Origin of the sequence: Prevotella sp. E15-22 (assembly GCF_023204875.1) — a bacterium.
Taxonomy (GTDB): Bacteria; Bacteroidota; Bacteroidia; order Bacteroidales; family Bacteroidaceae; genus Prevotella.
The window spans coordinates 1,058,394-1,073,164 of the sequence record NZ_CP096247.1 but is presented as its reverse complement, the minus strand read 5'-3'; the positions used below and the strand labels follow the sequence as shown (position 1 = coordinate 1,073,164).

General features: G+C 48.4%; 12 protein-coding genes. 6 read left to right on the top strand and 6 right to left on the bottom strand.

All coding sequences use genetic code 11. The annotated features are described in order from the left end of the window. The first annotated feature begins 8 nt into the window (after window positions 1–8). Window positions 9–863 carry a carbon-nitrogen hydrolase gene (locus M1D30_RS04225; protein WP_248506581.1) on the top strand — a complete coding sequence of 285 codons (855 nt, stop codon included), beginning with the start codon at window positions 9–11 and terminating at the stop codon, window positions 861–863. Between the two features lie 805 nt (window positions 864–1,668). Here the strand turns inward: M1D30_RS04225 and M1D30_RS04220 are convergent. Genes M1D30_RS04220 through M1D30_RS04205 form a run of 4 tightly spaced genes read right to left on the bottom strand, consistent with a single transcriptional unit; the run spans window position 1,669 to window position 5,667 of the window. Further along, window positions 1,669–1,851, bottom strand: coding sequence for a hypothetical protein (locus tag M1D30_RS04220; RefSeq protein WP_248506579.1), 183 nt, complete (start codon window positions 1,849–1,851; stop codon window positions 1,669–1,671). 6 nt (window positions 1,852–1,857) lie between these two features. After that, the gene (locus M1D30_RS04215) at window positions 1,858–2,667 is read right to left on the bottom strand and encodes a polysaccharide biosynthesis/export family protein (protein WP_248506577.1); all 810 of its coding nucleotides are present in this window, start codon (window positions 2,665–2,667) and stop codon (window positions 1,858–1,860) included. Window positions 2,668–2,701: 34 nt separating this feature from the next. Further along, complete coding sequence (locus tag M1D30_RS04210) at window positions 2,702–3,133, bottom strand: BT0820 family HAD-type phosphatase (protein ID WP_248506575.1); 432 nt, start codon at window positions 3,131–3,133, stop codon at window positions 2,702–2,704. Beyond that, window positions 3,130–5,667: a tyrosine-protein kinase gene (locus M1D30_RS04205; RefSeq protein WP_248506573.1), complete on the bottom strand. Its 2,538-nt coding sequence runs from the start codon at window positions 5,665–5,667 to the stop codon at window positions 3,130–3,132. The genes M1D30_RS04210 and M1D30_RS04205 overlap by 4 nt, the downstream gene beginning before the upstream one ends. Window positions 5,668–5,855: 188 nt before the next feature. Between M1D30_RS04205 and M1D30_RS04200 the strand changes: the two genes are divergently transcribed. After that, the gene (locus tag M1D30_RS04200; RefSeq protein ID WP_248506572.1) at window positions 5,856–7,016 is read left to right on the top strand and encodes an FprA family A-type flavoprotein; all 1,161 of its coding nucleotides are present in this window, start codon (window positions 5,856–5,858) and stop codon (window positions 7,014–7,016) included. Window positions 7,017–7,451: 435 nt separating this feature from the next. Here the strand turns inward: M1D30_RS04200 and M1D30_RS04195 are convergent, their stop codons facing one another. Continuing rightward, the gene (locus M1D30_RS04195) at window positions 7,452–8,252 is read right to left on the bottom strand and encodes a nucleotidyltransferase family protein (RefSeq protein ID WP_248506570.1); all 801 of its coding nucleotides are present in this window, start codon (window positions 8,250–8,252) and stop codon (window positions 7,452–7,454) included. A gap of 213 nt (window positions 8,253–8,465) precedes the next feature. Here M1D30_RS04195 and M1D30_RS04190 point away from each other — a divergent pair, with 213 nt between their 5' ends. The 4 genes from M1D30_RS04190 (at window position 8,466) to M1D30_RS04175 (ending at window position 13,061) form a co-directional block, all read left to right on the top strand. Continuing rightward, window positions 8,466–9,674, top strand: coding sequence for a galactokinase family protein (locus M1D30_RS04190; protein WP_248506568.1), 1,209 nt, complete (start codon window positions 8,466–8,468; stop codon window positions 9,672–9,674). A gap of 382 nt (window positions 9,675–10,056) precedes the next feature. After that, complete coding sequence (locus tag M1D30_RS04185; RefSeq protein ID WP_248506566.1) at window positions 10,057–10,428, top strand: GxxExxY protein; 372 nt, start codon at window positions 10,057–10,059, stop codon at window positions 10,426–10,428. Window positions 10,429–10,773: 345 nt separating this feature from the next. Beyond that, window positions 10,774–11,880 carry an NAD-dependent epimerase/dehydratase family protein gene (locus M1D30_RS04180; protein WP_248506564.1) on the top strand — a complete coding sequence of 369 codons (1,107 nt, stop codon included), beginning with the start codon at window positions 10,774–10,776 and terminating at the stop codon, window positions 11,878–11,880. A gap of 416 nt (window positions 11,881–12,296) precedes the next feature. Further along, a complete protein-coding gene (locus M1D30_RS04175; protein ID WP_248506563.1) occupies window positions 12,297–13,061 on the top strand; it encodes a DNA alkylation repair protein in 765 nt (254 codons plus the stop codon). A gap of 254 nt (window positions 13,062–13,315) precedes the next feature. On the opposite strand, the gene M1D30_RS04170 is transcribed toward M1D30_RS04175, so the two are convergent. Continuing rightward, window positions 13,316–14,626, bottom strand: a complete 1,311-nt coding sequence (locus M1D30_RS04170; protein WP_248507731.1) for a Fic family protein — start codon at window positions 14,624–14,626, stop codon at window positions 13,316–13,318. Between the last annotated feature and the right edge of the window lie 145 nt (window positions 14,627–14,771).

Below are 14,771 nucleotides of genomic sequence, written 5' to 3'. Positions count from 1 at the left end.
CAATAATTATGAAAACAGGAATCATTCAGCAACACAACACCCCCGATATCGAGGCCAACAAGCAGCGCTTGGCCGAGAAGATACGCAAACTCGCCCACGAAGGCGCAGAACTGGTAGTCCTTCAGGAGCTTCATAATGGCTTGTATTTCTGCCAGGTAGAGGATGTCAACCTCTTCGACCAGGCAGAGCCCATTCCAGGCCCCTCCACCGAGTTTTTCGGTGCCTTGGCCAAGGAACTGCAGATTGTCATCGTCACCTCACTCTTCGAGCGTCGTGCCGCAGGACTCTATCATAACACCGCGGTGGTGCTCGAGAAAGACGGCTCCATTGCAGGCATCTATCGCAAGATGCATATCCCCGACGATCCTGGTTACTACGAGAAGTTCTATTTCACCCCCGGCGACCTCGGTTTCCAGCCCATCCAGACCTCAGTAGGAAAGTTGGGCGTACTCGTCTGCTGGGACCAGTGGTATCCCGAGGCAGCACGTCTCATGGCCCTGGCGGGTGCCGAGATGCTCATCTATCCCACCGCCATTGGCTATGACCCTCATGACACTCGCGACGAGCAGGAGCGCCAGCGTATGGCCTGGCAGACGGTGCAGCGTGGCCATGCCGTGGCCAACGGTCTGCCCGTTATCACGGTCAACCGTGTGGGCGACGAGGATGGTGTGCCTTTCTGGGGCACCAGCTTTGTAGCTGGGCCGCAGGGTGAGCTCCTTTATGAGGCGCCCACCGACCAGGAGGTAGAAACCGTCATTGATGTTGATCTTAAGCGCAGTGAGCAGGTTCGCCGCTGGTGGCCTTTCCTGCGCGACAGGCGGATTGAGTCTTACACCAATCTCACCTCTCGCTTTATCGACTAATTTCTTTTTTATCACAAAGGGGTTTCGGCCCCTTTTTCCATTATTCCGTAATTCCCTTTTTCCGTTAATCCCTTTCTCCCTCTCTCCATTTCTCCGTAATTCCGTTAATCCGTAACCCCGTCCTTCCCTTTTTTGCAGCTGGCGCTGCAGGGTCTCAACTCACCCTACCCTCTCTTACCTTCAACGAATTATTTTTTTTCACAACCACCCAACCCTCCTTGCCTAAGGAGGGCTTCGACCCACCCCCGGCCCCCTCCCTTTCCAGGGAGGGCTCCAACCGCGACTACCCGTCGCTCTTACATTAAGGTAAGCTCGGACCATCAAAGGTCCGGCTTGGCGTTTTTTTCGGCTATCGCCCCATTTGCATCTTCATGGAGGTTGTTTCTTTCGCCTTTCATCTCATATCTTTCATCTCTCATTTTTCATCTTTAATTTCTCATCTCATATCTTTCATCTCTCATTGATTTCCCACCGCGCTAGCCGAAAAGAGCGCATCCTTGACTCTTTGATGGGTCAAGGATACCAAAACCCTGACGAAGGGCGGTCGCTGCCCGTAGTCAGTTGGAGCCCTCCCTGGAGAGGGAGGGGGCCGGGGGTGGGTCGAAGCCCTCTCTTACGGTAAGAGAGGGTTGGGTGAGTTGAGACACCGCGGGCTTTGCCCGCATAAATATCAGTGGGCTTCGCCCGCAAAAATAGGTCGTGGGCTTCGCCCAACACAAGCCCGTTGGGCTAGGCCCAACAACAAAAAAAGCATTTCAGGTTTCCCTGAAACGCCTTTATATGATAGAAAAGTTGTTTCGCAATTTTACATAATAAATTGCGAAGCAACCACAGCCAACGCCATGACAATGGCCAAAACCACCAAAAAAACCTTCAGCACTTTCTCCACCCTCCTTCGGGTTTCGATAGCCTGCAGCGAACGCTGCTTAAAAAGACTGGCACCATCCTTCTTGTGATGATGATGGTGATGATGATGTTCCTCTGCCATGACTGTTTACTTAAGAATGTTATACATCAGAGAAGTCAGTGAGATGAGGATGCTCGTAGCACTGAACCACAACGTTGTCATGCTACCCACGCTAGAGTTCTGCGCCTTCACCTTGTTAGGCTCCACATACAGGATATCGTTCTGCTGCAGATAGTAATAAGGTGAGTTCACGATGCCCGCATCGTTCAGGTTCAGCGTGTGCACCTCCTTCTGTCCATCAGGGTTCTTACGAATCAGTTTCACACGGTCGCGCACACCATAGATCGTCAGGTCACCAGCCTGAGCCAGCGCCTCAAACACGTTAATCTCCTCACGCGACACCATATAACTACCTGGCTTAGCCACCTCACCCAGTACCGAGATTGAGTAGCTCGACATGCGCACGGTGACGATAGGGTTCTCGTTCTCAGCCAGGAACGGCTTGATCTTCTCCTGGATCATGCGCTCGCACTGACGCTTGGTCAAGCCAGCCACATGCAGACGACCAATCACTGGGAAGTTGATGCAACCCTCATTATCCACAAGGTAAGGCATCAGCGTACCACCAGCACCCGACGACAGTGTACGACCCTGCTGGTAAGCATTCTGCATCAGCAGGTTATAGGGCAGCGACACCTCAGGATCCGTCGTGTTCACCGTGATGGTAATCTCATCCTTCGGCATGATCTTCGCATCATAGAGATACTGCGACTTCTCGTAGTTGACACTATCACTATTCTGGATATAGGCAATGTTCTTCACGCTGCCGCACGAAGAGAAGGAAGCCATCACCAGTGATACCACTGATACAACAAAAATAAGACTCAGTTTCTTCATATACTTATTTTTTTATGATTCAAAAAACAGGGCGTTAGAACTGCCACCAGTGCTTTTTCTTTGGCGGGCGGTGCCACTCAAACGAGTTATGTCCCGCCTCGTCAATCAGGTGTTCCCATTTACGATGATGCTTAATCATGCGATACATGGTCCCCCAGTCGGGCAGTCCCCCCAGGTTACGGTCATCGATAAACATGTCCGCCTTCAGCTTGCGCGAAAAATGCGGGTTGTTCTCCACCGTCTCCTCAGGATAGTCACGGTTCACCGCATAAAACTCCAGTCCACGCTCCTTACACCAGTTCACAGCCTCCTCCAGCAGTTCGCCCTCACGGACAGACCACAGGATCAGCTTGTGATGGTCCTGGACCAGCATCTTCAGTGTTTCCACGGCAAAAGGTATCTCCTCACCAATCTGTGGGTAGCGATGCTCCACGATGGTGCCATCAAAATCAACAGCTATAGTCATTTCTTAATACTATCATCGTTCTTGTTACTGTAGCGCGAGTCAGCATAATTTCCGTAGTTTCCATAGTTGCCATAGCCATACTTACCATAGCCATAGCGACCGTAGCCGTAGCGTCCGTACTTGCCATACTTGCCGTAGCCATAGTAGTAGCCATACTTCTTCTTCGACATATCCACACCATTCAGGATGATGCACGTGTTCGGCAACTTGTTCTCCTTAGCCAGCGTGTTCACCACACCCAGGTTAGCCTTTGGCGTGTAGTCGGCACGACACACATAGCAGCTCACGTTCGTGAACTTAGCGATCTGCAGTGTATCCGTCACCAGACCCACAGGAGCCGTATCAAGAATCACATAGTCATACTGCTGTTTCAGAATCTCGATGATATCCTGCATGTTGCGGCGGGCCAACAGCTCAGTGGGGTTAGGAGGCGTAGGACCAGCCAGCAGCAGGTCGAGATTGTCGTTCACACCCGAGGGAGTGATCTGGGCGCGCACGTCAGCCGTGGTCACCTCGTTCTTCACCAGCAGTGCCGTAGCACCAGCCTTACGGTCGCTCACGTTGAACAACTTACCCAACGCAGGCTTACGGATGTCCAAGCCGCAGAGCACCACCTTCTTACCCAGCAATGCGAACGACACGGCCAGGTTAGCGGCCAGGAACGTCTTACCCTCACCCGACGTAGACGAGGTAAAGAGGATCACCTTCTCGTTCTCCTTCATCAGGAACTGGATGTTCGTACGCAGCGAGCGGAATATCTCGTCAATCTGGTTATTTTTGTTAGCCTGCACCACGATGCCGGCAGTCGTCTTCACACTATCGCTGGCCACGGGCACATCAGCCACGATGGGCAGACTGGTCAACTTCATCACATCATCGCGACCCTCAATACGGTAGCGGAAGAAGCTGATGAGGAACAGCACCAGCAGGGGCAGGGCAAAGCCCAGTACCAAGGCAGCCAGAAGGATGATAGAACGCTTAGGACTCACGATGCCCAGATACTGAGGATCGTCAATCAGTTTACCCTTATCGGCCGTAGCAGCCAGCGAGATACTGTTCTCCTCGCGCTTCTGCAGCAGCATCAGGTACAAGCCCGAGCGCACCTCCTGTTGGCGACCAATCTCTGTGAGCACACGCTCCTGGTCGGGCGTCTTACCCACACGACTCTGGTACTTCGAGTACTGGTCCTGCACACTCTTGCGTTGGATCTCAGCCGAGCGGCGGGCCTGCGTCAAGGCATTGATGATAGACACCTGCAACTGGTCTAGCGTGCTGGTCAGTGTCAGCACCTGAGGTGCATGCGCACTGGCAGTCTGCAGATAGCGGTTGCGGTCCTGCACAGTCTGGTTGTAACTCGTAATCAACGCCGTAGAAGCCGCATCCGTCATACCCACGTTCGAGGGGATGATGCTATACTGGTTGGCAGGGTTGTCCACATACTGGCGCAGGTAGTCCAGCAACTGGATCTGCGAGCTGGCCTCGGCCAGTTTTGTAGAGTATTCATTCGTCATCTGCAGTGTCTGAGCAGCATCCAACTGCAGGTCAACCACCTCGTTCACCTTTTTATAGCTCTGCAGCTTACTCTCCGTCTTACCCAGTTCCTCGTTGATCTTCTCGATACGCTCATTGATAAACTCCTCCGTCTTCAGCGCAATCTCGTTCTTGTCAGCATTGGCCTGACGGTTGTAGCAGTTCACCAGTGCACGCAGGAAGTCGATACCACGCTTGGGGTTCGCATCCTTCAGCGTAATCTCAGCGATATCCGTCTGTTTCGAGGTAGCAGCCACGTTCATGGCAGCCAGGTATTTGCGAGCCACCAGCATGGGCGGCATAATCTTCACAATCCACGTACCATTCAGGCTGTCAGCCTTGTTCACCACATTCTTGGTGAAGGTCAGTGTGCCATAGGCCGTCTTGCACGAAGCAGGCAGTTGCTTAAACTGCTTTAAGAACGAGCCCGCAGGCTTACCATTCTTCTTCAGCAAGCCGTTCACCTCATATACCTGTTCCTTGCGGACAATGCTCATCTCCATGGTACGCGTCTCGTCCATAATCAACTTGTCCAGACTATCCAGACTCACCGGATCCAGATCCACGTTGATGGGCTGGTTGCCGTAAGTCAGGTTCTTCTTCACATAACCCTTGCTGTAATACTCCGTGTAGAGCTTCAGGTCCTTCACCGCACTGCGCAGCAGCACGTTACTCTGCAGGATCTCCATCTCGTTCTCCAGACCCACCGAATTGGTCATAAAGCCCAGGTCCTGCATATTGGCCAGCATATTTCCGGTATTACGACGGGCATTCTTATCCTCCTTAATCAGCATGCGAGCCGACACCGAGTAAGTCGGATCTGTGTAACGCAGATAAATCAGTGCGCCACACAAGAAGATAAACATAGTCAGCAAGAACCACTGCCAGTTCAGGATCAGAATGGCATAGATATTCTGAAACGTAAACCACGACTGGGCATCGTTTTCAGCATTCAGGAGTTCCTCGTTTTCGGCAAGGTTAGCCTTTTTTTCTTCTAACGTCATATTGTTTGGTTTTTCTTTTATCGTTCAGACAATCGGTGCAAAGGTACAAAGAATTTCACAATTGGCAAACTTTTTTCATGAAAAGATATGATTTTTCAGAAAAAAGGAGTAATACTTGGCGGATTCAGAATATTGTAGTATCTTTGCAGACAGGATGTATTAACTTTATAGACATTTTAAAAAACGATATGATAAGCGATACCATCAAGTATATCGGTGTTGACGACATCGACATCGATCTCTTCGAGAGTCAGTATGTGGTGCCCGAGGGCATGAGTTACAACTCCTATCTCATTGACGATGAGAAGATTGCCGTCATGGACACGGTCGATGCCCGCAAGGCCGACGAGTGGAAGACCAACCTCACAAAGGCTCTGAACGGCCGTCAGCCCGATTATCTCGTTGTTCACCACATGGAGCCCGACCACTCGGCCCTCATTGCCTGGATGCTGGAGACCTATCCTCAGGTACAACTCGTTTGCAGTGCGCAGGCCGTGAAGATGCTGTCAAACTTCTTCGAGGGCGTCGATTTCGAGGGGCGCGTGACCACGGTTAAGGAGGGCGACACCCTCTCGCTGGGCCACCACACCCTGCAGTTCATTGGTGCCGCCATGATCCACTGGCCCGAGGTCATCATGACCTACGACCTCACCGACAAGGTACTCTTCTCGGCCGACGGTTTCGGTAAGTTTGGCGCCTTAGTTAATGAGACCGACGATTGGGCATGCGAGGCCCGTCGTTATTATTTTAACATCTGTGGCAAGTACGGCACCCAGGTGCAGAGCGTCCTCAAGAAGGCCGCTGCCATTGATATCCAGACCATCTGTCCCCTGCACGGACCAGTACTCAAGGGTGAGGCCCTGGCCGAAGCCATCCGTCTGTATGACATCTGGAGCAAGTACGAGCCCGAGAGCGAGGGCATCCTCATTGCCTATGCCAGCATCCATGGCGGCACGGCCAAGGCTGCCGAGCACTTTGCGGAGATGCTTCGTCAGAAAGGCGCGAAGAAGGTTGTAGTGAGTGATTTGAGTCGCTCGGATATGGCGGAGGTCATCGAAGATGCGTTCCGCTATCCCACGGTGGTGGTAGCAGCCTCGAGCTACGATGCAGGTGTCTTCCCCGTGATGCACGACTTCTTGTACCACCTGCAGATTAAGAACTACCAGAAGCGCAAATTCGGTATCATCGAGAACGGCAGTTGGGCCCCCACCGCAGGTCGCACCATGTGCACCATGATCGAATCCCTGAAGGACTGCGAGATCATCGAGCCCATGGTCACCATTCGTTCGCGCATGAAGTCCACGGATGAGCCCCTTCTTCTGCAGCTAGCTGACAACCTGCTGAAATAAAACGAACACGGATCTAACGGATAATACGGATAATCCGTTCAATCCGAGTCATCCGTGGTCAATTTAATAAACGAACACGGATTTAACGGATATAACGGATTATCCGCGAACCTGTGAGTCCCTTTCCAAGGGACGGCGACAGCAGGGATGTAGGAAAGAATATCGCGTGTCCCGCGATACCAAAAAGGCACGGGAGTCGTCGGTCGTCCGCGACTCCCGTTTGCATCCCCCTTTGAAGGGGGCCTTGGGGGTAGCACCCCTCTTTTGGTCCTTTTCTCGGAGTGAGCGAGAAAAGGATAGATAAAAAAAGATCTCTCGACAAGCTCGAGATGACAAAACGAACACGGATCTAACGGATAATACGGATAATCCGTTCAATCCGAGTCATCCGTGGTCAATTTAATAAGCGAACACGGATCTAACGGATATAACGGATTATCCGTACTTCTCCACCGCCTCGTAATAAGTATCAAGACTTCCGATGTCAAATCTTCCGGCGGACATGGGCCAAGCGTGCATGGTGGTGTGCTCCACCATGTAATGGGCAAGGTTACCAGGCGCATCCTTCCCACACCCATTCTCTACCGAGTGGCGAACAAGGTCCAGATCCTTCTTCAGATAGATATAGAACGGCGGCACAGCCCAATGACTCTTCGGCACCTGGGGCTTCTCCTCCATACCCAACACCTTATTATTGTCATCGAGTTCCACGACTCCCGTCCTTTGCAATTTCTCTATCGAAGGCTGCTCATGGCACATAATGCACGATGTCCCCTTGGCCTTCGCAAAGTCCACGAACTCCTGGAACGAGAAGAACAGCAAGTTATCCGCTGCCACCACCAGCAAATCATCATCAATCTGGAGCTTGTCCATCGCAAACAACAGGTCGCACACAGCACCAAGGCGGGTGTCGTTGGTCTCAGTACCATCATCAACCACTGTAATCGGTTTCTTATATTTTGAACACGGATTTGACGGATAATCCGTTATATCCGTTAGATCCGTGTTCGTTTTTATATCTCCATCCGTAGTCGTTTTAACCCATTCCTCGAAGATATGAGCGAATTTGTGGTTAGTGATAATGATATGCTCATCAATCTCCGGAATCTTATCGATATCATCGAGCATCCTACCCAGAATCGTGTTCTCACCTATCTTCAACAATGGCTTTGGGAAATTCTTTGTCAACTCCCCCAGCCTCGTGGCATATCCTGCCGCTATTACAACACATTTCATTTTTTCTTTTTATTTATTTTGACCACGGATAACTCGGATTGCACGGATTATTATATCCGTTATATCCGTCAAATCCGTGTTCGTTAAACAAAACGCGCTCCAAAGTTACGAATTAATTACCAAACATCAGCATTAACACCAGAAAAAACTGAATATTTTTTGCAGTTTTTGAAATAATATGTACTTTTGCATCTAAATCAATAATTATCACCTATGCAGTATCACATTTTCTCGCCCTATCGCGTATGTCCCTTGGGCGCTCATGTTGACCACCAGCATGGTCTGGTCACGGGTTTTGCCATCAACAAGGGTGTCGACCTGTGGTTCGATGTTGCCGAGGATGGTCATGTCCACCTCGAGAGTAAGACTTTCGAGGGAGTCGTAGATTTCGATATTGACGCCCCCTCTCAGGTACGCGAGCGCCATTGGGGCGACTATGCCCGAGGTGCCAAGTACGCCCTCAAGAAGCGCTTCGAACTCACGCGAGGCATCACGGGTGTTATCCAGGGCTCACTGCCTGTAGGTGGACTCTCATCTTCAGCAGCGGTATTAATTGCCTACGTGATGGCGTTTGCCAAGGCGAATAATATCACCCTTCAGCCCTTCGAGGTAGTAAAAATTGCTTCCGAGGCCGAGCGCGAATATATCGGACTCAACAACGGTCTGCTCGATCAGGCCTGCATCGCCCTGAGCAAAAAGGACCAACTCTTATTCTTAGACTGCGATTCTAACGAATACCGACTGATACCTTTTGGTTCATCCGTGGTCGAAAAAGAAACGAACACAGATCTTTCGGATAAAACGGATCATCCGTCCAATCCGAGTCATCCGTGTTCAACAATCCCCTTCGAGATTGGCATTTTCTTCAGTGGCCTCACACGTTCACTTGTCAACAGTGATTACAATCTGCGTGTGTACGAGTGTAAGACGGCCGCATGGAATATGCTGGCCTATACCGAACAGCCGCTCAAGACGTTCGACAAGACCTTCCTGCGCGATATCCCCAAGGCCACCTTCGACAAGACCCGTATTGCCATGCCCGCCCGTTTTGCCCGTCGTGCAGAGCATTTTTATAGCGAGTATCGTCGTGTGCGCCAGGGTGTAACAGCTTGGGAGACGGGCAACCTCAAACTCTTCGGAAAACTCTCGTTCGACAGCTGTGAGTCGAGTATCCACAACTACGAGTGTGGCTCGCCCGAGCTCATCGCCATCTACGAAATCATGCGCTCCCTCCCCGGCGTCTATGGCGGTCGCTTCTCTGGTGCCGGCTTCAAAGGCGCCTGCATCGCCTTAGTCGATCCTGCCCACAAAGCAGAAATCGAAAAAGCCCTCACAGAGCGCTATCTCGCCCAGTTCCCTGAATACGAAAAGACCTTCAAGGTCTTCTGGGTCCGTCCAGACGACGGAGCCCGATTCGTTTAACGAACACGGATTTAACGGATATAACGGATAAATTGTAACGAAAAAAAATCCGTTCAATCCGAGCAATCCGTGGTCAATATAATAAACGAACACGGATCTAACGGATATAACGGATATAATCATCCGTACAATCCGAGTTATCTGTGGTCAATTTAATAAACGAACACGGATCTAACGGATAAAACGGATGATCCGTACAATCCGAGTTATCCGTGGTCAATTTAATAAGCGAACACGGATTTAACGGATAAAACGGATATAATCATCCGTACAATCCGAGTTATCTGTGGTCAATTTAATAAGCGAACACGGATCTAACGGATAAAACAGATAATCCGTACAATCCGAGTTATCTGTGGTCAATTAATAAAAAGAAAAAACAGTGTTGTTATATAGCGACCTAAGTTATGCTATCAATGGAGCTGCGTTCCAGGTTTACAACAAGCTTGGTCATGGCTTTCTTGAAGCAGTATATCAAGAAGCATTGGAAATAGAATTCCAACGTCGTGGCATTCCGTATGAAAGAGAGAAAGAATTGAAAATAACGTATGATGGTGTAGAGCTAAAACAAACTTATAAAGCAGATTTCGTCTGCTATGGGAAGATAATCGTAGAACTGAAGGCTGTAAGTGCATTAGATGATGGTCACAGATCTCAGGTTTATAATTACCTGCATGCCACAGGCTACAAGCTTGGTTTACTCTACAACTTCGGATGTTCTGATGGACTGGAGAAAGAACGTATAGTTGTATAAAGCGAACACGGATCTAACGGATAGCACGGATAAACTGAAAATAATAATCCGTAAAATCCGAGCAATCCGTGGTCAATTAATAAACGAACACGGATCTAACAGATAACACGGATAAATTGTAACGAAAAAAAATCCGTTCAATCCGAACAATCCGTGGTCAATTAATAAACGAACACGGATCTAACAGATAAAACGGATAAAATGCAGCAGTGAGAATCCGTAAAATCCGAGTCATCTGTGGTCAATTAATAAACAAACACGGATCTAACGGATAACACGGATAAATTGTAACGAAAAAAATCCGTTCAATCCGAACAATCCGTGGTCGAAAACAAAAAAAGGAATATGGAAAAAATTGATTTAAACCACAAAACCATTCTGGTTACAGGTGCAGCCGGTTTCATCGGCAGCAACCTTGTTAAGCGTCTGCTTAACGACCTTTCAGGTGCCACTATCGTAGGCATCGACAACATGAATGATTACTACGACCCCACCCTCAAGGAGTACCGTTTGCGGGAACTGGAGAATAATGCGACCACGGATCTAACAGATAAAACGGATTATCCGTTAAATCCGAGTCATCCGTGGTCGAATAAATGGATCTTCGTTCGTGGTGATATCTCCGACAAGCCTACCATCGACAAGCTCTTCGACGACTATCACTTTGATGTGGTCGTGAACCTGGCCGCTCAGGCCGGTGTGCGCTATTCGATTACCAATCCCGATGCCTATATCCAGAGCAACCTCATTGGCTTCTACAATATTTTGGAGGCCTGCCGCAACCACCCTGTTGAGCATCTGGTATATGCATCCAGTTCCAGCGTTTATGGCGGCAACAAAAAGGTGCCCTTCTCTACCGACGATCGTGTGGATAATCCCGTGTCACTCTATGCCGCCACTAAGAAGAGCAACGAGCTCATGGCCCACTGCTACTCGAAGCTCTACGACATCCCCTCTACCGGCTTGCGCTTCTTCACCGTCTATGGTCCTGCCGGTCGTCCGGACATGGCCTATTTCGGCTTCACCAACAAACTGCTGAAGGGTGACACCATCCAAATCTACAACTATGGCAACTGCCGTCGCGACTTCACTTACGTCGATGACATCGTTGAGGGCATCGTGCGCGTGATGCAGGGTGCTCCCGAGCGCAAGAAGGGCGAAGACGGACTCCCCATCCCACCCTATGCTGTGTATAACATCGGTGGCGGTCAGCCCGAGAACCTGCTCGATTTTGTCACCATCCTGCAGGAGGAACTCGTTCGTGCCGGTGTTCTGCCTCAGGACTTTGATTTCGAGGCCCACAAGCAACTCGTCCCCATGCAGCCCGGTGATGTCCCCACCACCTATGCCGATGCCACCGCCCTTGAGCGCGATTATGGCTTCACGCCCAAGATCACGCTGAGAGAGGGATTAAGGCATTTCGCTGAGTGGTACAAACAATACTATTTTTAAACGAACACGGATTAAACGGATAATACGGATAAATTGTAACGAGAAAAAAATCCGTTCAATCCGAGTCATCCGTGGTCAATTAATAAACGAACACGAATCTAACGGATAAAACGGATAAATTGTAACGAAAAAAATCCGTCAAATCCGAGCAATCCGTGGTCAATTTAATAAACGAACACGGATCTAACGGATAAATTGTAACGAGAAAAAAATCCGTCAAATCCGAGCAATCCGTGGTCAATTTAATAAACGAACACGGATCTAACGGATATAACGGATAAATTGTAACAAAAAAAATCCGTCAAATCCGAGCAATCCGTGGTCAATTAATAAACGAACACGGATCTAACGGATAATACGGATTATCCGTTCAATCCGAGTCATCCGTGGTCGCTCCTGATGAATTAGTTAGATAAATGACAGCAAAGGAGATAATAGTTTATATGGAGTCGTTGCGCAACGAAGCGCAACGCAAGGTTTTGATGGGCTTTTTCAAAACCGGCCCAGGCGAGTACGGCGAAGGCGACGAGTTCCTAGGCCTGAAAGTGCCCCAGACAAGGGAGGTGGTCAAAAGCGTACCCCAGGACTTTCCTTTAGAAGAGGTTCCTGAGTTATTGATGAACCACTGGCACGAAGTACGCCTCTGCGGCTTCCTTATTTTGGTGGCAAAATTCGAAAAGCTCGCTACAAAACGCCTGGAGAACAACGAGGAAGCGATAAAAGGTCGTGACGAGATCCTTCAACTGTACCTCAAATATGCCGAGCAAGCCAACAACTGGGACCTGGTCGATTTGTCTGTCCATAAGATTCTGGGCCATTGGCTCCTGTTGCCAAGCCACCTTGGCGACAAAGCCTATAAGATAAAGGTCCTCGATGACCTTGCCCAAAGCCCTTGCCTGTGGAAACAACGCATGAGCATCGTCTGCTCATGGAAGACCTCACAGATGGGCGACCCCTCCTGGTGCCTCCGTTATGCCGAGATCCACCTCCACCACCCTCACGATTTGATGCATAAAGCCGTCGGCTGGATGCTAAGAGAAATGGGTAAGCGCGTCTCCATGGACCTCCTCCGCGACTTCCTCCACCAGCATGCCCACGAAATGCCTCGCACCATGCTCCGCTATGCCATCGAAAAGATGTCCGATGCCGAACGCAAGCAATGGATGTCCATCCGCGCATAGTCCCGTCATGCCGCCCCTCCTTTGTCATGTCGAGCCTGTCGAGACATCTCATCCTTGTCCCAACACAAAATTAGGGGGAATTCCCCAAAAATTTCCCCTAATTTCCCAAATTTAACGTAAACAACTTACTTATATCGCCCAAAATGTTCCCCAAAAGGTTGTAGGGTTACAACCTTTTGAGCTATTATAATCAGAGCCTAACTAACATTCTATTTCTTTCCAATTCTTTCCAATTCTTTAAACATTGGAAAGAATTACTTTAAGAATGGTTTGACAGCATCTTCAAATTTATCACTTCTCACATAGCCTCTCTTAACCTTATTAAAGGCAAACTCATTAATTAGATCACGATTCACAAGGCCCATAATATCATTCTTTGCAGTCGTAGCACTAATTAAGTACTTACATTGAATATCTTTAACTGTGATGACTTCCTTCGGATTATCAACAAACATCTTAATAATCTGAGCCTGTCGGTCATTGATATCTCCTAACTGTAGGAACGTATTTGCAGCTTTCTTTTCGTCCTGTTTTCGTTTCAGATAACGTTGCAACTGTTTAAATGAAATATCTAGCACTCTCAGATTATAGGCCACAAAATACCCCATATCATTACCATCTGCTTCTGTATACAAGAAGGACTTCTCGTACGATTTCTTCGAATTTGCAATAACCCTTGATATAGAAAGATATTCTGTCAACCAATACTTCTGCTTCAGCATATACCAATAGAAAAGAGCTCGTGCAGTTCTTCCATTACCATCAACAAATGGATGCATATAAGCAATCATAAAATGGATAATAATACCCCGAATAATAGGATGAATAAAGACCTTCGTTTTTTCATCATTAAAAAACTTACATAGGTCTTTTACAAAAGAAGGCAACTCTGTATATGAAGGAGGACGATGTACTATCTCGTGGGTGATACCGTTTTCTACCACCACATCATCGTTTGTACGGAATCTTCCAGCATCCTCAGGATTATCCAATGTATTCTCAGTCATCAGACGATGAATGCGCTGTAATAGTTCTATAGTCAAAGGTGTATCTTGATTCTGGACTACAAATTGGATTGTCTGATAGTTGTTAGCTATCATCTGCTGCGACTTGTCCTTTGGTGTCATCTTCTTGCGAAGCATCTCCTTTGCCACCTGTCGTGTTGTAGCAGCACCTTCCATTTGACTAGAGAATATAGCCTCTTCCATCAGTGAACTAACCAAGTATCTCTCTTTACTGTCTCCTGGTATTATGGAACTCGTTCCCCAAGAACCACCAAAGTTCATATCAAGCTCATAACATATTCGTTGCATTTGGTTAGTAACGCCAAGAAACATATTGAATTGAGGCCATACATTAATCATATTCCTCATCCTAGAGACCTTTACATAAGTCCACAACTTCTTGGAAGAACACTTTTGGGTACTCTTTTTGTACTTAACAGTATCCCAATACTCATATTCTTCATTTATCTTATCCACCAATGCAGCAACATCTTCAGGAGGAGAAGTGACTAAACAATCCAACATCTCCTGATTATCAATTTGGGGAGGGGTTTCTATTATACTCATATCTAACAATTTTGTGGCAAAAATAAGAAAAACTTTCCAATCTTGCAAGAATTGGAAAGAATTGGAAAGAAACGCACAATGGATTTAACATTATATAACATAAAAATCTTTCAGATATAGAAAAATAGACCTATGACAT